General features: G+C 59.9%; 19 protein-coding genes. 8 read left to right on the top strand and 11 right to left on the bottom strand.

Annotated elements, in window-relative coordinates; translation table 11 throughout:
• The first annotated feature begins 150 nt into the window (after positions 1-150).
• Positions 151-1,050: a LysR family transcriptional regulator gene (locus tag JN756_RS20480; RefSeq protein ID WP_046382743.1), complete on the top strand. Its 900-nt coding sequence runs from the start codon at positions 151-153 to the stop codon at positions 1,048-1,050.
• A gap of 232 nt (positions 1,051-1,282) precedes the next feature.
• On the opposite strand, the gene JN756_RS20475 is transcribed toward JN756_RS20480, so the two are convergent.
• From JN756_RS20475 to JN756_RS20425, 11 genes are all read right to left on the bottom strand, one after another.
• Complete coding sequence (locus tag JN756_RS20475) at positions 1,283-1,858, bottom strand: hypothetical protein (protein WP_046382744.1); 576 nt, start codon at positions 1,856-1,858, stop codon at positions 1,283-1,285.
• A 56-nt stretch (positions 1,859-1,914) separates the two neighbouring features.
• The gene (locus JN756_RS20470) at positions 1,915-2,616 is read right to left on the bottom strand and encodes a hypothetical protein (RefSeq protein ID WP_057005723.1); all 702 of its coding nucleotides are present in this window, start codon (positions 2,614-2,616) and stop codon (positions 1,915-1,917) included.
• A gap of 104 nt (positions 2,617-2,720) precedes the next feature.
• Positions 2,721-3,482: a phosphate ABC transporter ATP-binding protein PstB gene (pstB, locus tag JN756_RS20465; RefSeq protein ID WP_017847588.1), complete on the bottom strand. Its 762-nt coding sequence runs from the start codon at positions 3,480-3,482 to the stop codon at positions 2,721-2,723.
• 76 nt (positions 3,483-3,558) lie between these two features.
• Positions 3,559-4,452 carry a phosphate ABC transporter permease PstA gene (gene pstA / locus JN756_RS20460; RefSeq protein WP_026140105.1) on the bottom strand — a complete coding sequence of 298 codons (894 nt, stop codon included), beginning with the start codon at positions 4,450-4,452 and terminating at the stop codon, positions 3,559-3,561.
• The gene (pstC, locus tag JN756_RS20455; RefSeq protein ID WP_046382745.1) at positions 4,452-5,417 is read right to left on the bottom strand and encodes a phosphate ABC transporter permease subunit PstC; all 966 of its coding nucleotides are present in this window, start codon (positions 5,415-5,417) and stop codon (positions 4,452-4,454) included. The genes pstA and pstC overlap by 1 nt, the downstream gene beginning before the upstream one ends.
• Positions 5,418-5,491: 74 nt before the next feature.
• Complete coding sequence (pstS, locus tag JN756_RS20450) at positions 5,492-6,523, bottom strand: phosphate ABC transporter substrate-binding protein PstS (RefSeq protein ID WP_026140103.1); 1,032 nt, start codon at positions 6,521-6,523, stop codon at positions 5,492-5,494.
• Positions 6,524-6,787: 264 nt separating this feature from the next.
• Positions 6,788-8,344 carry a methyl-accepting chemotaxis protein gene (locus JN756_RS20445; RefSeq protein ID WP_057005708.1) on the bottom strand — a complete coding sequence of 519 codons (1,557 nt, stop codon included), beginning with the start codon at positions 8,342-8,344 and terminating at the stop codon, positions 6,788-6,790.
• Positions 8,345-8,696: 352 nt separating this feature from the next.
• Positions 8,697-8,930, bottom strand: a complete 234-nt coding sequence (locus JN756_RS20440) for a hypothetical protein (protein WP_169881617.1) — start codon at positions 8,928-8,930, stop codon at positions 8,697-8,699.
• A 397-nt stretch (positions 8,931-9,327) separates the two neighbouring features.
• Positions 9,328-10,134: a sulfite exporter TauE/SafE family protein gene (locus tag JN756_RS20435; RefSeq protein ID WP_017847582.1), complete on the bottom strand. Its 807-nt coding sequence runs from the start codon at positions 10,132-10,134 to the stop codon at positions 9,328-9,330.
• Positions 10,135-10,162: 28 nt separating this feature from the next.
• Positions 10,163-11,833, bottom strand: a complete 1,671-nt coding sequence (locus JN756_RS20430; RefSeq protein ID WP_017847581.1) for a bifunctional protein tyrosine phosphatase family protein/NAD(P)/FAD-dependent oxidoreductase — start codon at positions 11,831-11,833, stop codon at positions 10,163-10,165.
• A gap of 55 nt (positions 11,834-11,888) precedes the next feature.
• Positions 11,889-12,767: an MBL fold metallo-hydrolase gene (locus JN756_RS20425; protein WP_057005705.1), complete on the bottom strand. Its 879-nt coding sequence runs from the start codon at positions 12,765-12,767 to the stop codon at positions 11,889-11,891.
• A gap of 242 nt (positions 12,768-13,009) precedes the next feature.
• Here JN756_RS20425 and JN756_RS20420 point away from each other — a divergent pair, with 242 nt between their 5' ends.
• The 7 genes from JN756_RS20420 to JN756_RS20390 all read left to right on the top strand — a co-directional run bounded on the left by JN756_RS20420 (position 13,010) and on the right by JN756_RS20390 (position 20,370).
• Positions 13,010-14,341, top strand: a complete 1,332-nt coding sequence (locus tag JN756_RS20420; protein ID WP_057005704.1) for a sigma-54 interaction domain-containing protein — start codon at positions 13,010-13,012, stop codon at positions 14,339-14,341.
• 159 nt (positions 14,342-14,500) lie between these two features.
• Positions 14,501-14,677 carry a cytochrome oxidase putative small subunit CydP gene (gene cydP, locus JN756_RS20415; protein ID WP_017847578.1) on the top strand — a complete coding sequence of 59 codons (177 nt, stop codon included), beginning with the start codon at positions 14,501-14,503 and terminating at the stop codon, positions 14,675-14,677.
• The gene (locus tag JN756_RS20410) at positions 14,674-16,245 is read left to right on the top strand and encodes a cytochrome ubiquinol oxidase subunit I (protein WP_057005703.1); all 1,572 of its coding nucleotides are present in this window, start codon (positions 14,674-14,676) and stop codon (positions 16,243-16,245) included. The genes cydP and JN756_RS20410 overlap by 4 nt, the downstream gene beginning before the upstream one ends.
• Entirely contained in the window at positions 16,238-17,374 is a 1,137-nt protein-coding gene (gene cydB, locus JN756_RS20405) for a cytochrome d ubiquinol oxidase subunit II (protein ID WP_108526253.1), read from the top strand. Before JN756_RS20410 ends, cydB begins: the two co-directional genes overlap by 8 nt.
• Positions 17,375-17,396: 22 nt before the next feature.
• Positions 17,397-17,519: a cytochrome bd-I oxidase subunit CydX gene (gene cydX / locus JN756_RS20400; RefSeq protein WP_017847575.1), complete on the top strand. Its 123-nt coding sequence runs from the start codon at positions 17,397-17,399 to the stop codon at positions 17,517-17,519.
• Positions 17,516-17,803: a cyd operon YbgE family protein gene (locus JN756_RS20395; protein ID WP_057005701.1), complete on the top strand. Its 288-nt coding sequence runs from the start codon at positions 17,516-17,518 to the stop codon at positions 17,801-17,803. The genes cydX and JN756_RS20395 overlap by 4 nt, the downstream gene beginning before the upstream one ends.
• A 176-nt stretch (positions 17,804-17,979) precedes the next feature.
• Positions 17,980-20,370 carry a TonB-dependent receptor gene (locus tag JN756_RS20390; protein ID WP_201021221.1) on the top strand — a complete coding sequence of 797 codons (2,391 nt, stop codon included), beginning with the start codon at positions 17,980-17,982 and terminating at the stop codon, positions 20,368-20,370.
• Positions 20,371-20,455 lie beyond the last annotated feature (85 nt).

Raw genomic sequence — 20,455 nt, 5'->3', positions numbered from 1 at the left:
GATCATTTGATCAATTTTGATTATCATCCGATCAATAGGGAGATCGCAAGCCTCCTTAACCAATCAAGCCATTGAGCACAGCCATGCAAGACTCCCATTGCCTGGTCATGCACAGTCGCTACCTTTACCTTTCGATCTCGGAATCCGTGCATGGACAAGTTGCTGGCGCTGAAAATGTTTGTCGAAACGGTGCGCTGTGGGGGTTACTCATCTGCGGCGCGTAAGCTCGGCATCTCCACATCGTCTGTGACACGGCAGGTCGCGGGGCTGGAAAGTGAGTTGGGCGCCAGCCTGCTCAACCGCACCACGCGCAATACGAGCGTCACGGTGGCGGGGCAGCACTATTTCGATAAAGTCGTGGCGATCCTTGAGGCCATCGATGGCGCGGATGCCGTCGTTGCCGACCGTGGCAGCGAAGCTCAGGGGCGTTTGCGGGTCAGTGTCCCGGTGGAATTCGGCCGGCGAATCATCGCCCCGCACTTGGGGCGCTTGCTTGAACGCCATCCCGGTCTGGAAATCAGTCTCTCGCTGAGCGACGAGGTCAGTGACCTGCTCAGCGAACAAATCGATGTGTCAGTACGTCTTGGTTCATCGGTTGTCAGTGATGACATCGTCAGCAAGCGGCTGGGCTATTTCCAGCGTTGGGTGGTGGCGAGTCCCGAATACCTGACACGAACCGGACTGCCGCGACACCCTCGCGACTTGCTCGAGCACCCGTGCTTGCGTTTCGATTACCACACCGGCCACCACGACTGGACATTCCTGGGCGATGAGGACGTCATCCGCGTGAATGTGCAGGGACGGCTGCAAAGCAACAATGCCGACATTCTGCGCGAGGCTGCCTTGGCCGGTGGCGGGGTGACGCTATTGGCCGATTGGCTGGTACGTGAGGACGTCAGTGCAGGTCGGCTGACGCGGGTGCTGGAGCAATATGAAGTCAACCCAGGCAGTGCAAGCACCTGCATCAATGCGCTGTATCTGCCCAACCACCGTGGTTCCAGCCGCATCAGTGTATTCATCGCGTTTCTTCAGGAAATACTCGCGCCCTAAGCACGTCCTGCGCATCAGGCAAGATCGCGTTGCGCGTCGCTTTTGATCGAATTGACTGCCAGCCAATACCCGCGCGGCGTGCGAATACCCTCTTCCTCACCCGCAGGCCCACAACGTGTCCGGTTAGGGTAAAGGCAATGGAGCGATTTCGATGAACACACAAGAGAATGTCCAGACCGTGAAGATTTTTTTGCAGCCATGGGCCGCGGTGATAAGCCAGGGTTACTAAAACTCACGAGGGCACAATTTCCGAGCATTGTTGTGCTGGCTTCTTGTTCCTGAACGGTTGTTGCCAAGCGAGCTGTGCTTGGACTTCCGCCACGGCATCGAGGACTTTCTGTGCCCAGCGCTCATCCTCCGGATGCACGACAACAACGCGAAAACCGTGATCACGCCCTTCAGTCCGCACGCCTTCGGAATCGTCGACATGTAAGTCGATATCGAATGCCGGCGGAAATTTCGAGGGCGCGTTCGACAGGCCATGCACCGTCAGGGCACGGTTATGCAGCATGCTGTTGACCACCCCGTCGACGCGGATGCCGTACAGCAAAAGCCAACGCCTGATGTAGGACGGAGTGCGACCGGACGAGGTGTAGACCCAGATACTGCAGCCCTGGCGACGTAACTCTTGGGTCAGGGAGCGTGTGCCGATACGCAGCGGTTCACCCAGCCAACGATGCACACAGGCCGGCAGCCGGCTTGGCTCGACCGCGCAGTGGTGGAGTTGGCAGGCCAGGGTGTCATCGATATCGAACGAAATGCGTATGCGCTGACGCCTGAATCCGTGCATCGGGACGGCGCGCCGCATGGCGTGCCATACCCGGCTGCCGGAAGCTCGGCATTTAGCGAGCGTGGGATACCGGCTCATCGATGACCCTCCTGGTAGAGGGACGAGGCCTTGTCGTTGAGAAAAAATTTCATTGAATCAGATGCCTGTTCTTCCAGGAAGGCTGCATACTTTTTCTTGATCTTGGGCAATTCATACAACGCCTTGACGCCATGCTTGGCGGAGTTGCGTATGACCGATGACGGGTTGAAGTAGCCCTCGGCGTTTTTCAGCGTCAGCACGAACGGAGGCAAACCTGCGCGCATGAGCAAATAGCTGACGATGAGCGACCCACTGCGGTTATTGCCTTCAATAAACAACTGCGGCTTGCTGAGGATTCGCACGTAGACACCGGCTGCACGTTTCCAGACGGATTCGCTGCGATACGCACAGTACCAATTGAACAAGTCTTTTATCCCCCCCTCGACGTTGTTGAAGAAGTGTTCCTCGGTCGCCGCCAGATGTTGAGCGTATTCCCGTCGGCGTACCGGGTCCCGGCCACAGAGCACGGTGGCGTTGATCTCCAGCATCAGGTTCAGTTGCTGAAGGTCGAACAGGTCTACGCCGCTTGCGACATAGCTGTCAATCAACGCATAACCTTCAAGTACATTGTGCAGCACTTCGTCGGTCAAGGGGTCGCGCGGCTCGGTAAAGTGCCTGCTGAGCTCGGAAAAGCGGCTCTGCACCTCGCGTAGCGCGCGTTCGATTGCAGGTAAATCAAGACGACGGGGTGCAGGCATTGGCAATCCTGGGAAACGGTAGATAAGCAGGTAAAACGACCGGATGCCCGCTAAAGCACCTTTGGCACTATAGCGGTATGCGGTCTTGACTGGACGTTTGCTGTTTAGCTGAACTTGCCGCTGATGTAATCCCCGGTCATTTGTTCGCGCGGGTTATCGAAAATCTGCGCCGTTGGGCCCATCTCAACCAAATAACCGGTGCGCGTGCCCTGGGAAATATCAACCGAGAAAAACGCCGTCGTGTCTGCAACACGGATGGCTTGCTGCATATTGTGGGTGACCAGGGCGATGGTGTAATCCTTCTTCAGCTCAACCATCAACTCCTCGACCCGGCGCGTCGCGATCGGGTCGAGTGCCGAACAGGGCTCATCCAGCAACAGCACTTCAGGTTCGGTCGCGATGGCGCGAGCGATACAAAGCCGTTGTTGCTGGCCGCCGGAGAGTGACAGGCCGCTGACCTTGAGCTTGTCCTTGACCTCATCCCACAGCGCCGCGCCTTGCAGGGCGTGCTTTACACGGTCTCCCAGGTCGCCTTTGTAGCGATTGAGGCGCAGGCCAAACGCAACGTTGTCGAAAATGCTCATCGAAAATGGGTTCGGCTGCTGAAAAACCATACCGATGTAACGTCGCACGACCACCGGGTCAACGCCCTTGCCATAGACGTCTTGCCCAAGGAAATGCACGTGCCCTTCAAACCGAAAGCCTTTCACCAGATCGTTCATCCGATTGAGGCTACGCAGCACGGTACTTTTGCCGCAGCCAGAAGGGCCGATGAAACCGGTGATCTTGTTTTTTTCGATCGGCACATGGCTGTCACGTACCGCCATGAAGTTGCCGTAGAAAATTTTGTCCAGCTTGCAGTCCATGACCACAGGCGCCTGGGTGACAAACGGAGCGGCTATTTGCGCAGTTGATACGTTCAAAATTCAGATGCTCCCGTTCTCAATACTTGGGCTTGCCGAAAATGCGGCTGACAATATTCACGACCAGTACGATCATCACCAGCACCAGTGAGGCTGCCCATGCGAGCTCGAGTTGGTTGTCGAAGGGCATGCCGGAGAAGTTGTAAATCAGCACGGCAAGCGATGCAGTCGGATTCATGACCGCCAGGCTGCCGTCGTGAAAAATCCAGTAGTTGCTGAACAGCGCGGTAAACAACAACGGCGCGGTTTCGCCCGCGGCGCGGGCCACGGCGAGCATGACGCCCGTCAGGATCGCCGGCATGCCGGTAGGCAAGACGATTTTCCAGATGACCTGCGAGCGGGTACAGCCCATGCCGTAGGCCGCATCCTTCATGATTTTAGGCACCATCCTCATCGACTCTTCAGCCGTCAGCACGACGATGGGCAACATCAGTACCGCCAGTGCCACGCCACCCGCCGGTGCTGAATAGGTACCGGTGGTCATCACCACCAGCGCGTAGGCAAACACCCCGGCCAGAATGGATGGCAGGCCCGTGAGCATCTTGGCGGCAAAGCGCGCGGCGTTTGCCAGCTTGCTGTCTGGCCCCAGTTCCGCCAGAAAGATGGCCGCCATGATGCCGACCGGCACCGCGATTGCCGCCGCGATACCGACCATGACGAAGGTGCCTGCCATCGCGTTGCCGAAGCCACCGCCGGTCTCGAAACCGGTTGGCGGCAGTTCGGTGAATACCTCCAGGCTCAGGCGTGCCCCTCCGCGCGTGATCAGCATGTAGAGCACGGAAATCAGCGGCACGCTGGCCAGTAGAGCACCACCCCAGACCAGTGTTGTCAACACCAGGCTGCGCAGGGCGCGGCCTTCAAACTTGCGCTGCAGGCTTGGTAAAGCGGCTGTAGAGGAAGTGATGTCAGTCATCATTTAGTACCACGTTGGGCATAGACCATGATCATGGAACCGATGACGTTCACCAGGAGCGTGATAAACATCAGTACCAGTGCGGCGTACATCAATACTTCGATTTCGTTCGGCCCGGCTTCGGGGAAGTTCAGCGCCAACAAGGCCGCTAGCGTATTGGCCGGGGCAAACAGAGAAAGCGAGATGTTGTTCGCGTTGCCCACCAGCATGGCCAGCGCCATGGTTTCCCCCAGCGCGCGACCCAGGCCGAGGACCAGGGAGCCGAAAATACCGGTGGCAGCGGATGGCACCATCACCTTCAGAATCGCTTCCCAATGGGTCGTCCCCATGCCGTAGGCGGCTTGCTTGGTTTTCATCGGGACACCGGTGAGGGCGTCCTGCGACACGGCCGCAATGGTCGGCAGAATCATGATGGCCAGTACCAACGCCGCAGGAAGCAGCCCCGGCCCGCTCAAGGTCGTGCCAAAAAAAGGTATCCAGCCCAGTTCGCTGTTCAGCCACGCCGTAAGCGGGCGAATCGTCGGGATCACCACGTAAATTCCCCACAGGCCATAAACGACGCTGGGGATGGCCGCGAGTAATTCGACGATGGTTCGAAACACGGCTGCCAGCTTCGCCGGCAGGAAATCCTGGGTCAGGAAAATCGCCATGCTGACGCCGAAAAAGCCTGCGATCAGCAGCGCGATCAGGGCGCTGTAGAGCGTGCCCCAAATGGCCGGCAAAATGCCGTACTTGCCTTGGTTAACGTCCCAGACGCTGCCGAGAAGCACATCAAAACCGTGCTTTTCCATGCCTGGAAGGGCCTTGCGTCCCACCTCGAATACCAAGGCGAAGACCAACGCCAGAATCAGAATCACCCCTATTCGTGCGAGCGCACGGAAGGTGCGATCAACCAGGAAATCCTTTGCAGAGGGTGGCTGGCAGGCAGAATCCTGGTTAACCGGTACGACAAAAGGTGTGCTCATAGGCTAACTCCGGAACAAGGGGGAAACGCTCCCGGTATGGCTGAACGCGCATACCGAGAGAGGCCTCACGTGCGTTACTGGATGTTGGCGGACGCTTTGCGAACCTCATCGACAACCGATTTCGGCAGCGGGATGTAACCCATCGAGTCGGCGATTTTCTGCCCTTCGGTCAGGCTGTATTCGACCATTTCGCGCATCGCCTTGGCCTTGGCCGGGTTCTCGTTGTGCTTGCGGAAGATCATCCAGGTGTAGGACGTGATCGGGTAGGACTTGGCGCCGTCCGGATCCGGCAGCCAGGCCACCAGGCTTTCCGGCATTTTCACAGCCGCGAGGGCCTCGGCACCGCTTTCTGCGTTAGGGACAACGTACTTGCCGGCCTTGTTCTGCAGTTGGGCAAAGTCAACCTTGGCCAGCTTGGCGAAACCGTACTCGATGTAGCCGATAGCGCCCGGAGTCTGGCGCACGGTCGCTGTCACACCATCGTTCTTCGGCGATTTGATGAATTTGTCGCTGGCAGGCCAGTTGACGGTGTTGCCTTCACCCAAATCTTTCTGGAACTGTGGGTTGATCGTCGCCAGATGCTTTGTGAATACCGCAGTGGTACCGCTGGAGTCTGCACGCACGACCACGGTGATCGGCATATCAGGCAGTTTCAGGCCCGGGTTGGCAGCAACGATTTTCGGGTCGTTCCACTTGGTGATCTTGCCCAAGAAGATGTTGGAGTAAACGTCGCGTGGCAATTTGAGTTCTTTAGGATTGCCCGGCAGGTTAAAAGCCAACACGATTTCACCTGCTGTCATCGGCAGCAACTGCACGCCTTCGGCAACCTTGGCGATATCTTCGTCTTTCATTGCCGAGTCACTGGCGGCGAAATCGACGGTTTTGTTCAGGAAGTCCTGCACACCGGCGCCACTGCCCTTGGATTGATAATCCACAGTGACGCCTGCGGTTTTCTTACTGAAATCCTTGAACCAGGTCAGGTAGATCGGTGCCGGGAAACTAGCGCCTGAGCCGCTCAGACGAACGCTTTCCTCAGCAAAAGCCATGGAACTTGCACAAAGAGAAACCGCAACGGCGAGTGCAGCAGACTTCATCAAATTTTTCATCGAAGGAACTCATTGTGATAACGGGCTCCCGAACTCTGCAGCACTTTCGTTAAGCTTTTATGAAAGTTGAATGGCGGGTCGCGCCAACCGCGCCAGGCGCTAGAGGCTGGCCGTTGTGCATTAGGTGGTCTAGCCTTGTTTCGCCCTTTGTTTTTTGGGGGAGGGGCTGAGGGGGCAAAGTCTGAGCCTTGCCCGCTCCTGACAGACGATCAGAAAGGGGAGTGATGGCCTCTGGCAAAGCCCAGGCCGCGCAGGCCGCCGCACCTAGACCTTGAAACGCTCCACCAGCCGTTCCAGCTCATGTCCCAGCCGCGCCAGTTCGTTACTCGACGCGGCGGTTTCCTCGCAGGTGTTGGCCGTCTGGTCGGAGATGTCGCGAACGTTGATCACGCTGCGATTGATCTCCTCGGTGACGGCGCTTTGCTGTTCCGCCGCCGTTGCAATCTGCTGATTCATGGCCTGAATGATCGAGACCTTGCTGGTGATGTTCTCCAGCGCGCTGACGGCACGGTGGGTGCATTCCACGCTGCTTTCGCTCAGCAGCAGGCTGCTTTCCATGCCCGAGGCCACGGCTTGGGTGCCGCTTTGCACACCGGCGACCAGGCTCTCGATTTCTTCGGTGGAGCGCTGGGTGCGCAGGGCGAGGTTGCGCACTTCGTCGGCCACCACCGCAAAACCACGGCCGGCCTCTCCGGCGCGGGCGGCTTCAATCGCGGCGTTCAGCGCCAGCAGGTTGGTTTGCTGGGCGACGGCTTTGATCACGTCCAGGACACCGCCGATTTTATCGCTCTGTTCCTGGAGGTGGCGCACAGCGTCTGCCGACTGGTTGAGTTCTGTCGCCAGGCGCTGGATCTGCTCGATGGCTTCACCCACGATCTGCTCGCCCTCGCTGGCTTGCTGATCGGCGGCCGACGCAGCGACGGAAGCTTCCTCGGCGTTGCGTGCGACGTTGTGGACGGTGGCGGTCATCTCGTTCATTGCGGTGGCGACATGATCTGTTTCGGCTTTCTGGGTGCTGATCCCCGAATTCGTTTGCTCGGTCACCGCCGACAGTTGTTCGGCCGCGCTGGCAACCTGAATAACGCCGGATCGAATGCCATCGATCAGCTCATGAAGGTTGAGCATCATCTGCTGAAGGCCCGACTGCAGTTGGCCCAGCTCATCGCGCCGGGTCACCGCCACATGCTCGGTCAAATCACCCCGGGCAATGCGGTTCACCGCCTGGAGCGTGTGCTGCAGTGGATTGACGATTTGCCGTGTGATCACCCATGCGGCGAGCGCGCCCAGCAGCAGCGCCAGGGCCGCAACGAGGCCCAGCGAGGCCTTGGCGGACGCGGCATCCGAATCGCGTTTGGTGTTTTGCGACTCAATCAGCTTTTGCGTGGTGTCGAGCAACACGTCGCCCAACTGACCCATCCGTTTAAACAAGGCCGCCTGGTCAATATTGGGCGTGGCCAGGTCATGCAGCAGTTGCCCGTACCCTTTGACTGCATTTTCCTGCTGTTGAATCAGGTCTTGATCCTGCGGGTCGATGAATTTTTCCCTGATGCTGTCCAAGTGGGTTGCGAGGCGATCCAGGGTTTGCTGCAGCGGTTGATAGGCATCCGGTTGGGTGTTCGTACCGATGCGCAAGCGAATGATCCGCAAGTCTTTGGTGTAATCGCTGACCTGAGCAATTTCCTCAACCTTGAGCCCGCGGTCGGTCAATGCCACCACGGCGTACCAGCCGGTCGCGGCCAGCAACAACGCAAGCCCCAGTACCAGGCCGAATCCCCAACTTAATTTAGCACTGACTCGGATATTGCTGATCCAGCCGAACATATGGACTCCAGTGAGTAACTCAGGTTGATTGATCCTTTATCACCTGAATGTCGACCATCCCTCTTAATGCTTTAGCACTAGTGTGACGGTCAGGCTGATCCAGATGGCAAATCGGGCCATGTATGAAAAATATCAGGATGCGAGGGAGATTGATTGGCGGTGCGACTGAAAGGATACAGCTCCACGTCTGTCGGGCGTTGGCGGAGTTGTCGGTTATTCAACTAAGGTGGCTTTTTCGACACGCGTAGTGCGGCTTTGTACTTTAGTCGAATATTCAGCCGGCCCGAGTTCTGGCGGGCGCTGTTTTCGGCGCGCGAACGACCGAAAAGAGTGCAGGGCCGTACTGATAAGTCTAGATCTTGATCGCTTTTTTCAGATAGGAAAACAGCTGGTCCTGGCAGGCCCTGTATTGATTTTCAAGGTGTTCCACTTCCCACATGCGAGCCAGCCATACCTCATCACAGGCCGCTTCCAAATGATTGACGGTTGTCATCCAGGCGGTTTGGGCGTTAGCCGTCGCTTGGAGTAATTGCAACAGTTCCTCATTTATCGGAAGGGTATTCGCTGAAGAGGGGATGGGCGACATTCAAAGTACCGGGAGTCGATTTTAATAGTGGGTGATTTTTCTATTACACACTATAAAACGCTGTCCGCGAAAGGCAGTATTCGACTAATGGCTAACGGGGTGAGGCGGTAAAGTTCAATTCCTTTGGGGTGCATATTCATGCGATTTATAATGTTGCGCGCGCACTTATAGTATTTTCTCGGATTAAGCCAGTGATTCGATTCGGCCGATAAGTTGGATATTTATTTAGCCTTTATCTAATAACGTATCGCGCGGGTACTTGTATCTTGGCGGCCCGGGTGATCAACGGCTGCCACGATGGCGCGCCAATGCCCACGCCTGCCAGGCACGACCGAAGCGTGACGTTGAACCCTGACAGGCGTGTTTCACGCACGCCTGGAAAGTCGGGAATCCGCGCTCATGATCCAAGCGCTTTGACCAGCAGGGCCACCGCCACCAGCATCGACACGGCGGCAAATCCGCGTTGCAAGTGCGGGCCTGCCAGCCGCGCCGCGATCAGGCGCCCGCCGGCCATTCCAAACAAGGCGCCCACGGAGAACGGCAGGGCCACGGCCCACTGCAAATGCCCGGCCGCCGAGCTGGCGGCCACGCCAGCCATCGACACCAGCGCAATCACCGCCAGCGACGTCGCCAGCACCGACTGCGCGGTCAAATTGGTGTAGCGCTGCAGCGCCGGCACCATCACAAAGCCGCCACCCACGCCGAGCAAGCCCGAAAGCCCGCCCGCGATCACGCCCGACACCGTGAGCGCCCAGGCGCACGGCGCCGTCCAGTTCAGCTTGCCGCGTTGGGCGTCCAATACGCAGGGCGGCGGTTTGGTCGCGACGGCGGCCTTCGACGCCGGGGACGGCGGCAACGACCGTTTGAATACCCGGAACGCCACGTACATCAGCACGCAGGCAAACAGGATCGTCAACGGACGATTCGGCGTGCGCTGCGCCAACCACAGGCCCAGCGGCGAGCAGATGATCCCGGCGGTGGCGATCAACAGCGCCGCCTTGTAGCGGACGGTGCCGTTTTTCAGGCCCATCACCGCGCCCAGCGTCGCGGCCAGGCCCACCGCCAACAACCCGATGGGCCCGGCCTCGGCCATGCTCAAGCCCGCCCCAAACACCAGCAACGGCACCGCGAGTATGCCGCCGCCGGCGCCGGTCAGGGCCAGAATCACGCCGACTGTCAGCCCGAGCAGTAAGACGATGATCATCTCAGTCTCCTTGCGTTCAGCGCTGATTTCATTGGTCGGTCAACTCGGGTTTCGCCAGCCATTCGCGGCCCTTGAGCATACCCTTCCAATACAGCGGCGGAAGAATCCGCTCTTTGAGCAGCCACGCCAGCCGGGAAGGGCGGGTGCCGTCGATCAGCCATGACGGGAAGCTGGGGGCGACCTTGCCGCCATAGGTGAACTCCGCCAGGACGATCTTGCCGCGCTCCACCGTCAGCGGGCAGGAGCCGTAACCGTCGTACTGCGCGCAACCGTTGGCCTTGCCCATGGCCGCCAGCACGTTATGCGCCACCACCGGCGCCTGCTTGCGCGCAGCGGCCGCGGTCTTGGCGTTGCTCGTGTTGGCCGCGTCGCCCAGCGCATGGATATTGGCAAAGGTTTTGTGGCGCAGCGTGGCGGGGTCGACATCGATCCAGCCGGCCGCGTCAGCCAGCGGGCTGACCCGAATGAAGTCCGGCGCGACCTGCGGTGGCACCACGTGCAGCAAATCAAACTCACGGGTCAGCACACGGGGGCTGCCATCCGGGTTCACGCCGCTGAACGTGGCCGTCCGCGCCGGGCCATCGACGCGGGTGAGGGTGTTGCCGAAATTCAGGTCGATGCCGTAAGCGGTGACGTATTCCATCAGCGCGGGCACATAGTCGGGAACCCCGAACAGCACCGCGCCGGCGCTGTAGAACTCGATCTCGACGGCATCCAGCACACCGCTGCGTTTCCAGTGGTCGGCCGATAAGTACATGGCTTTTTGCGGCGCCCCGGCGCATTTGATCGGCATCGGCGGCTGCGTGAAAATCGCCCGGCCACCCCGCAGTTGCTGGACCTTTTCCCAGGTATAAGGCGCCAGGTGATACAGGTAATTGGAGGTCACGCCATTGCGGCCCAGGGTCTCCGACAACCCCTCGATGGCATGCCAATCGAGCTTCAGGCCGGGGCACACAATCAGTTGCTCGTATTTGACGACCCGGCAGCCATCCAGAATCACCGCATTTCGCTCGGGTTCGAAAGCCGCCACCGCCGCCTTGATCCAATGCACGCCGCGGGGCAGGGTGGTGCCCATGGTGTGCGCCGTTTGGCGCGCATCGAACACACCACCGCCGACCAGCGTCCAGCCGGGTTGGTAGTAATGCACATCGGCCGGGTCGACGATCGCAATGTCGAGCCCCGGCGCGCGGGCCAGCAGGCTGGAGGCGGTGGCGATACCCGCCGCGCCGGCACCGATGATGACCACGGTATGTTGTGCTTCGGCCACTTCGACCGGCGTGCGGCCCTGGTTCGCGATCCGCCGGATCACGCCTTTCATATCGAAGCCGGCTTTTTTGGCGCTTTCGACGATGTGCGGCAGGTCGTGCTGACCTGCTTGCGACAGCGCCCACATCGTTGTCGAGCGCATCCCGGACCGGCAATAAGCCAACACCGGTTTGGGCAGCGTTTCCAGCAACTCGCCGAAGGCAATCCCCTGCTCGTCGGTGACTTTGCCCGACTCGGCGGGAAGGTAGTGCGCTTCGATGCCGACCGCGTCGGCGGCGCGTTTGATTTCGGCAAACAACGGTTGGTCACTGCCTTCGCCATCGGGGCGGTTGCAGATGACGGCACGAAAGCCGGCGGCTTTCAGTTCGGCCAATTGGCTGGGGAAAATCTGTTCTGATACTGATAAAGCAGGCGCAAGGCGGCGGATATCCATAAGTGTCTCCGTTATGGGTATTTTTCTTATGATTTTTTTTAGGGTGGGGGGAATGTCAGGCGACGTTGAGTGGGATTTTCAGGTAGCGAATCCCGTTCGATTCAGGCTCGGGCAAATGCCCGGCTCGCATGTTGACCTGGACCGAGGGCAGGATCAGGGTCGGCATGTCCATCGAGGCATCCCGCTTGGTACGCATCGCCACGAACTCCTCCTCACTGATGCCATTACGCACATGCACGTTCTGCTCGCGCTGTTCGGCAACGGTGCTGACGAATTGCACCTCGCGGCCGCCCGGCTGGTAGTCGTGGCACATATACAGCAATGTATCCGCCGGCAGGCTCAACACTTTGTTGATTGACTGGAACAGCGTGCGCGCATTGCCGCCGGGGAAGTCACAGCGGGCTGTGCCGTAGTCGGGCATGAACAGCGTGTCGCCGACGAAGGCCGCCGTTTCGCTGCCATCGCTGACGACATAAGTCATGCAGGCCGGCGTATGGCCGGGTGTATGCAGTGCGGTGCAGTGCAGCGTGCCAATGCTGAACGACTCGTCGTTGACGAACAGGTGATCGAACTGACTGCCGTCGCGAGGCATATCGCTACCGGCATTGAACAGCGTGCCGAAGACCTTTTGTACCGTCGAAATCTGGCTGCCGATGCCGATCTTCCCGCCGAGCTTTTCTTTCAGGTAGGGCGCGGCGGTCAGGTGGTCGGCGTGGACGTGGGTCTCGAGAATCCACTCGACCTGCGCATTCAGCTCGCTCACCCGGGTGATCAGGCGGTCGGCGGACGTGGTGGCGGTGTGGCCGGATTTAGGGTCGTAATCCAATACGCTGTCGATGATCGCGCAGTGGAGGGTGGTCTCGTCCAGTACCAGATAGCTGACGGTGTTGGTGGCAGAGTCGAAGAAGCCTTCGACGTGAAGTTTGACGCGCATGAACTGTCTCCTTAGGGGGGGCTTTTTTTTCGAGCCGCTTAGACTAAGGACTGACATAGCAATAAGTTTGCCAGGCCATGGTTTTGCCGAAATAGCCTAATATCCAATTGATTTTATTGGGCTTTGTGTTTCTGTATAGGGGTATTCAGGCCTGTATCTGGGGGATTCTTCTGCCATTGGCAGTGCCTTGACAGAGGTGGCAGTGCCACAACAGGATGGAAAAATGGATTCCAGGAGCCATGATGAAGACTTTTCTGCCTACCCCAGCCAACGCCGTTCCACACCCGGATCAAGTGCAGTCGCTTGTTTCGTTTCTGGAACACGAACCCAATCCGATGATCGTGCTCGATCCGGACTACAACATCCTGGCAGCCAACACGGCCTATCAGCGCCAGTTCGGCAGCGCTGACAAACCCTTTATCGGCCATAAGTGTTATCAGATCTCACACCATTACGACGTCCCTTGTGACCAGGCGGGTGAGAATTGCCCGATGAAGAAGGCCCAGGAAAAGCGCGGGCCGGATCGTGTCTTGCACATCCACCACACGCCTCGGGGGCCTGAGCATGTCGACGTCGAATTACGGCCGATCCTCGACGAACATGGGGTGATCACCGCTTATGTTGAGCGCCTGACGCTGGTGCGCAGCGCCTCGGCGCGGCCGAGCAACGAAGGGCTGGTCGGTTGTTCACCGGCCTTCAACCTTGCCCTGTCGGAACTGCAGCGGGTGGCGCCGTCCATGCTGCCGGTGCTGCTCCTGGGCGAGTCGGGTACCGGCAAGGAGCTGTTCGCGCGCGCCGTCCATGAAACCAGCGAACGGGCCAGCGGGCCGTTTGTCGTGGTGGATTGCTCGGGCTTGACCGAAACACTCTTTGAGAGCGAGCTGTTCGGCCATGAAAAAGGCGCCTTCACCGGCGCCATCACCCGCAAGCCCGGCTTGGTCGAAACCGCCCAGGGCGGCACATTGTTCCTGGATGAGATTGGCGATGTGCCGTTGGCCATGCAGGTCAAACTGTTGCGCCTGATCGAATCGGGCACCTATCGCCGGGTCGGCAGTGTCGAGACTTTCCACGCCAATTTCAGGTTGATTGCCGCCACCCACAAGCCGCTGGAAAAAATGATGGAAAAAGGCGAGTTCAGGCAGGACCTGTACTACCGCATCAGCGCCTTCCCCATTCATTTGCCGCCCTTGCGCAACCGGGTAGAAGACATCGCCTTGCTGGTGAATTCATTCCTGCAACGGCGTGGTGCCGGTAAACGTCGACTGACCATCGATGCCGAAGCCCTGGCAGCCCTGCAGCAGTACTCATGGCCAGGCAATGTGCGTGAGTTACGCAACGTCCTGGAAAGAGCAAGCCTGTTCGCTGACGATGGGGTCATCCGCGCCATCCATTTACCCCAGGCCTCCGTGGCGCCGCCACCTCAGGCTGCGCCTGCGGCTTCGACGCCGTTCGACGGCAGCACGCTGGCGCAGGCCCTGGCCACATTCAAAGGCACCCGCAGCGAACTGGCCAAGCACCTGGGGATCAGCGACCGGACCTTGTACCGGCGCCTGAAGGAACAAGGCCTGGCCTAGCCCTCTACGACTGCCAGTGACTGCCAAGCTGCCAGACTGGCAGCGCATTGACCAGCAGCGGTGCGCCAGGGCTACCGCTAAAAAACTCATAACAAATTGTTTTATAACGATAAAAATAGAAGATCTGGCTTTGGCATGCCCTGTGCTTAGTGCATAGACATGACTATTTCCGACAAACGCCTACTACGCCATCTACTCACCGCGGTGCTGATCAAGCTCGTGCTGCTGAGCGTGCTGTGGTGGCTGTTCATCCGGGATTCGCACGTCAGTGTCGACCCGAACATCGTCGGCAACCGTTTCGGTGTACCCACCTCGACTCAAGGGGCAAGCAAGTGATCTCAGAACAACTGGTGGATTTGTCACGGCTGCAGTTCGCAGCCACTGCGCTTTACCACTTTCTATTCGTACCGCTGACGGTTGGCATGGTGTGGCTACTGGTCATCATGGAAAGCGTCTATGTGATGACCGGGAACGTCATCTGGAAGGACATGACGCGCTTTTGGGGCAAGTTATTCGGTATCAACTTCGCCCTGGGGGTGACAACCGGCATCACCCTGGAATTTCAGTTCGGCACCAACTGGGCGTACTACTCGCACTACGTGGGCGACATCTTCGGTGCCCCGCTGGCCATCGAGGGCTTGATGGCGTTCTTTCTCGAATCGACCATGATCGGTCTGTTCTTTTTTGGCTGGGATCGCCTGAAGAAAGAGCACCACTTGCTGGTCACGTTGCTGATGGCCATCGGTACCAACCTGTCGGCGCTGTGGATTCTGATCGCCAATGGCTGGATGCAGAACCCGGTCGGCTCGGAATTCAGCTACATCACCATGCGTATGGAGATGGTCGATTTCTGGGCGGTGTTGTTCAACCCGGTGGCCCAGGCCAAGTTCGTACACACCGTGTCTGCCGGTTACGTCACCGGTTCGATGTTTGTGTTGTCGATTTCCAGCTGGTACTTGCTCAAAAATCGCGATGTCGAATTCGCCAAGCGCAGTTTCCGGGTGGCGGCGGCGTTCGGCCTGGCCTCGGTGCTGAGCGTCATCGTGCTGGGGGATGAGTCGGGTTACACCGTGGGTGAGGCGCAGCAAACCAAGCTGGCGGCCATGGAAGCCATGTGGGAAACCAAACCCGCGCCGGCCGGCCTGACCTTGCTGGCCAGCATCAATGAAGCCGAGTCCAGGAATAACTGGGAAGTCGATGTGCCGTGGGTGATGGGCTTGATCGGCACGCGCTCGGTGAGCAAGCAGATCCCGGGCATTCATGACATCAAAGCGAAAAACCGCGCGCGCATCCTGCGTGGCATTACCGCCGTCAATGCACTTGAAGCCCTGCGGGCCGATCGCACCGATAAGGCGGCGTTCGATACCTTCGAAGAGTACAAAGCGGACCTCGGTTTTGGCCTGCTGCTGAAAAAGTATGTTGAAGACGTCAACCAGGCCACGCCGGAGATCATCGACAAGGCGATGAACGACACCGTACCGCGCGTGACCCCGATGTTCTGGGCGTTCCGGGTCATGGTCGCGCTGGGTTTCGCCATGCTGTTGCTGTTCGGGCTGGCCTTCTGGAGCACCTTGAAGTCGGTCTGCACACGCCGCCGCTGGTTGCTGCGTTGGGCACTCTGCATGCTGCCGGCGCCTTGGCTGGCCTGCGAGCTGGGCTGGTTCGTCGCTGAATACGGCCGTCAACCCTGGACCATCTACGGCGTGCTGCCCACTCACATGAGTGTCTCCACCCTTAGCGTCAATAACCTCTATGGCTCGCTGGCAGGCTTCGTCGCGTTCTACACCGTGCTGCTAGTGGTTGAAATGTTCCTGATGGTCAAGTTCGCCCGCCAAGGGCCCGGCAGCCTCGGAACCGGCCGTTACGCTTACGATGCCAACCTGAAGGAACTCCACCATGCTTGATTACTTCACTCTGAAAATTATCTGGTGGGCACTGGTCGGCGTACTGCTGATCGGCTTCGCCATCATGGACGGCCACGACATGGGCGTCGGCACCTTGCTGCCCTTCGTGGGCCGCTCGGACGTGGAACGCCGCGTCGCGATCAACACCGTCGGGCCGCACTGGGACGGCAACCAAGTGTGGTTCATCACCGCGGGCGGCGCGCTGTTCGCAGCGTGGCCGGTGGTGTATGCCACCGCGTTCAGCGGGTTTTATTGGGCGATGATTCTGGTCCTGTGGGCGCTGTTCTTCCGCCCGGTGGGGTTTGACTATCGCAGCAAGATTCACAACGCCAAATGGCGCAGCACCTGGGACTGGGGGCTGTTTGTCGGTGGGGCCGTGCCGCCGCTGGTGTTCGGCATCGCGTTCGGCAACCTGTTGCAAGGCGTACCGTTCCACTTCAACAACATGCTGGTATCGACTTACACCGGGAGTTTCTGGCAACTGCTGAACCCCTTTGCGCTGCTGACCGGTGTGGTGAGCAGTGCAATGATCACCCTGCAAGGCGGTACCTATCTGGCGCACCGCACTGAGGGCGTGATCCAGGCCCGTGCCATCAAGGGCGGGGTGGGCGCGGCGCTGGTGCTGCTGTGTACATTCGTTATTGCTGGTGTGTGGTTGCAATCGATTGACGGCTATCGCATCACCTCGGTGGTGGATACCGCCGGGCTGCCGGACATTCTCAACAAAACCGTGGTACGCGAAGCGGGCGCCTGGATGGCCAACTATGGCCATTACCCTCTGCTGTGGCTGCTGCCTGCGCTGGGCCTGGCGGGCGCCGCTGGTGCTGCGTTGTTGATGATGATGCGCCGCACACTGGCCGCGTTTGTCGCCTCGTCGCTCGCGGTGATCGGGGTGATCAGCACGGCCGGCGTGTCCATGTTCCCCTTCGTCATGCCGTCGTCGACCGTGCCTGCGGCCAGCCTGACTGTGTGGGACAGCGTGTCCAGTCATCTCAGCCTGTCCATCATGTTCTGGGCCACGTTGATCTTCATGCCGCTGATCGTGATCTACACCTCGTGGGCCTATCGCGTCATGCGCGGCAAGGTCACCGTGGCACAGATCAAAGCCAACGAACATTCGGCCTACTAACGCCATCAGAGGAGCAAAGACTATGTGGTATTTCGCCTGGATGCTGGGAGTCGGTTTCGCCTTGTTGCTGGCCATATTGAATGCGATGTGGGGCGAGAACGAAGCGGGGCGCGCCCTGAGCGACCGTGAGGAGCCGCGGCCATGATGCCGCGTGTCGCCGAGGCTCCGGCGCCCTCACGCATTCACTCGCTGAGCTTGCTTATCGCGATCGCGATCATGCTGGTGTGTACGCTCTATCCGCCCCTGATGGCCACCCCGGACGGCAAAGCTGATCATGGGCTGGCAATGGCCTTGTTCGCGGCGATGAGTGTGGCCTTTGTGCGGGGCGTGGGGTTCGTGCCGCGTGCGCGCGTGTGGCGCTGGCTGTTCTCGGGCTGGACCTGCTTTGCCGCGCTGGCACTGGCTGGCTGGTTGAAGTTCCTGCACTGAAAACGGACGATCCCGACGCCACCGTGGCGGTACTGCGCGGCGCCGGGATCGTCGAGTCAACCTGTCGGTTGATTGAGCCTTAGTGGTTATTTGCTAGAAAAAGCGCGGAAGCCTGTCCCTTTTTTTCACCTCGCCTGTCATTCCAGGTAAGTGAACAAAATCGAGAGCTTCCGCCCATGCCCGCCGTCCGCCCCTTGCTCAAACTGAGCCTGATGCTGAGCCTCAGCGCCAGCCCACTGTTTACCCCGATCAGCTATGCCGAAGACACCGCCACCCGCCGCAGCTACCAAGTGCCGGCCGGTAGCCTGGGTGCCGCGTTGACCCGTTTCGCCGGGTTGTCGGGGGTCAACCTGGCGGTGGACCCGGCGCTGGTCAGTGGCCGCGGTAGCAGTGGTTTATCCGGCGAGTACGCGGTGGAAGAAGGTTTTGCCCGCCTGCTGCAAGGTTCCGGCCTGCAACTGCAGCCGATGGGGGAGCAGGCCTACATGCTGGTGCCGGTGCCGCAGGGCAGCAGCCTGCAACTGTCTCCGACCGCCATCCTCGGGACCCGCAGCGAAGCCGACGGCGATATCTACGCCGGTGGGCAAGTGGCGCGACGCGGTTCGCAGGGCCTGCTGGGCTCGCGGGACTTCATGGACACGCCCTTCAGCATGACCACCTACACCCAGGAGGCGGTGAAGAACCAGCAGGCGCGGACCCTCGGCGACCTGATCGCCAGCGACCCGTCGGTGCGCGCCACCAACCCGGCCGGTGGGCGCTATGAACAGTTCACCATTCGCGGGTTCAGCCTGTTCAACAGTGATGTGGCCTACAACGGCCTGTACGGCGTGTTGCCGACCTACACCATCGACATGGAAATGGCCGACCGCGTCGACATCGTCAAAGGCCCCAGCCAATTGATCAACGGCATCTCGCCGCGCGGCAGTGTGGGCGGCGGGATCAACGTGGTGCCCAAGCGCGCCACCGACAAGGACATCAACTCGTTCACCGGCACCTGGGCCTCCGACAGCCAGGCTGGCGGCGCGGTGGACGTGGGCCGGCGTTTCGGCGAGGACAACAAGTTCGGCCTGCGCTTCAACGGCGTGAAACAGGCCGGTGATACCGAGTGGGACCATCAGCGTGTCGACCGTGAAATGGCCGTGCTGGGCCTGGACTTTCGCGGTGAGCGCCTGCGCCTTTCCAGCGATATCGGCCACACCGAGCGCGACACCAACGCCCCGCAGGAGCGCGTGCAGGTGGCCGCCGCGGCCCCGGTGCCAAGCGCCAACGATGTACGCCGCAACTACGCGCAGTCGTGGAGCAAGGCCAGCACCAACGACACGTTCGGCACGCTCAATGCCGAGTTCGACCTCAGCGATAACCTGATGCTCTACGGCGGTGTCGGCGCGCGCAAAAGCAACCACGACTTCCTGCGTCACGCCGTTTCCGTCAGCAACAGTGCAGGGGATTTCAGCGTGCAGCCGCGCGACTTCAGCCGCGATGAAAATGTGCGTACCGCCACGGCAGGCGTGCGCAGCGGGTTCCATACCGGGCCGGTGAGCCACGAGGTCAACCTGGCGGCCAGCTACTTCTACATGGACTTCACCAACGGCGGCGCACGCTATGCGGCGGCGCTGAGCAATCTTTACAACCCGGTGCAAACACCGACGCCGTCCACCGCCATCCGCCAGGATGCGCAGGTATACACCGAGAATAAATTCAGCGGCGTGGCGTTGTCCGACACCCTGGGCTTTTTCGACGATCGCCTGCTGCTGACCCTCGGCGCACGCTGGCAGCGGGTGAAGGTGGATGACTGGACCAACAACGTCAAAGGCGACACCGCCTACGACGAAGAAAAAATCTCGCCGTCCGGCGGCATCCTGTTCAAGGCCACCGACGCGCTGTCGCTGTACGCCAACTACCTGGAAGGCCTGAGCCAGGGCAAGGTCGCGCCTTCCACCTCGGTCAACGAAGATGAAATCTTCCCGCCGTTCATCAGCCGCCAGGTGGAAGTCGGCGCCAAATACGACGCCGGTGCGTTCGCCGTGACCGCCGCGGTGTTCCGCATCAAGCAACCGGCCTATGAAACCAACGCGACCTCGCGGGTGTTCGGCCCCAACGGCAAGCGCCAGAACGACGGCGTGGAACTCAGCCTGTTCGGCGAACCGCTCAAGGGCCTGCGCCTGCTGGGCGGCGTGATGTACATCGACAGCGAATTGACCCACACCACCAACGGCACGTTCGACGGCAACCGCGCCCCGGCCACGCCCAAGTACAACGTCAACCTCGGCGCGGAATGGGACGTGCCGCGCCTCGAAGGCCTGACCCTGACCACGCGCGGGATCTACTCCAGCTCGCAATACCTGGACCAGGCCAACGTCAAGGAAATCGACGCCTGGAACCGCATCGACGTGGGCGCGCGGTATGCGTTCAAGGTCGATGACAAACACATCACCCTGCGCGCGAATGTGGAAAACGTCGCCGATAAACGCTACTGGAGCTCGGCGGGCGCGTCGGACGACAGCGAACCGGGGCTGACCTTGTCGACGCCGCGGACTTACCTGTTGTCGGCGACGGTCGACTTCTGACGGGCAGATCGTCTGTGTTTGCTACCACGCGGCAAACCCAGCGCTCAGCGGCAATGAAGATCAATAACAAGGTTGTTTGAAAGTT

This window comes from Pseudomonas sp. Y39-6, from assembly GCF_023651955.1.
GTDB classification, from domain to species: Bacteria; Pseudomonadota; Gammaproteobacteria; order Pseudomonadales; family Pseudomonadaceae; genus Aquipseudomonas; species Aquipseudomonas veronii.
This window is presented reverse-complemented; position numbering and strand designations above follow the sequence as displayed.

Excerpts from the sequence above, each read along its gene's own strand:
- pstA (WP_026140105.1), bottom strand. The coding sequence starts at position 4,452 with ATGACTGACATCACTTCCTCTACAGCCGCTTTACCAAGCCTGCAGCGC.
- pstS (WP_026140103.1), bottom strand. The coding sequence starts at position 6,523 with ATGAAAAATTTGATGAAGTCTGCTGCACTCGCCGTTGCGGTTTCTCTT.
- JN756_RS20440 (WP_169881617.1), bottom strand. The coding sequence starts at position 8,930 with ATGTCGCCCATCCCCTCTTCAGCGAATACCCTTCCGATAAATGAGGAA.
- cydX (WP_017847575.1), top strand. The coding sequence starts at position 17,397 with ATGTGGTATTTCGCCTGGATGCTGGGAGTCGGTTTCGCCTTGTTGCTG.
- cydB (WP_108526253.1), top strand. The coding sequence starts at position 16,238 with ATGCTTGATTACTTCACTCTGAAAATTATCTGGTGGGCACTGGTCGGC.
- JN756_RS20390 (WP_201021221.1), top strand. The coding sequence starts at position 17,980 with ATGCCCGCCGTCCGCCCCTTGCTCAAACTGAGCCTGATGCTGAGCCTC.
- JN756_RS20480 (WP_046382743.1), top strand. The coding sequence starts at position 151 with ATGGACAAGTTGCTGGCGCTGAAAATGTTTGTCGAAACGGTGCGCTGT.
- JN756_RS20470 (WP_057005723.1), bottom strand. The coding sequence starts at position 2,616 with ATGCCTGCACCCCGTCGTCTTGATTTACCTGCAATCGAACGCGCGCTA.
- JN756_RS20445 (WP_057005708.1), bottom strand. The coding sequence starts at position 8,344 with ATGTTCGGCTGGATCAGCAATATCCGAGTCAGTGCTAAATTAAGTTGG.
- cydP (WP_017847578.1), top strand. The coding sequence starts at position 14,501 with ATGACTATTTCCGACAAACGCCTACTACGCCATCTACTCACCGCGGTG.
- JN756_RS20425 (WP_057005705.1), bottom strand. The coding sequence starts at position 12,767 with ATGCGCGTCAAACTTCACGTCGAAGGCTTCTTCGACTCTGCCACCAAC.
- JN756_RS20430 (WP_017847581.1), bottom strand. The coding sequence starts at position 11,833 with ATGGATATCCGCCGCCTTGCGCCTGCTTTATCAGTATCAGAACAGATT.
- pstB (WP_017847588.1), bottom strand. The coding sequence starts at position 3,482 with ATGGACTGCAAGCTGGACAAAATTTTCTACGGCAACTTCATGGCGGTA.
- JN756_RS20395 (WP_057005701.1), top strand. The coding sequence starts at position 17,516 with ATGATGCCGCGTGTCGCCGAGGCTCCGGCGCCCTCACGCATTCACTCG.
- JN756_RS20475 (WP_046382744.1), bottom strand. The coding sequence starts at position 1,858 with ATGCGGCGCGCCGTCCCGATGCACGGATTCAGGCGTCAGCGCATACGC.
- JN756_RS20420 (WP_057005704.1), top strand. The coding sequence starts at position 13,010 with ATGAAGACTTTTCTGCCTACCCCAGCCAACGCCGTTCCACACCCGGAT.
- pstC (WP_046382745.1), bottom strand. The coding sequence starts at position 5,417 with ATGAGCACACCTTTTGTCGTACCGGTTAACCAGGATTCTGCCTGCCAG.
- JN756_RS20435 (WP_017847582.1), bottom strand. The coding sequence starts at position 10,134 with ATGATCATCGTCTTACTGCTCGGGCTGACAGTCGGCGTGATTCTGGCC.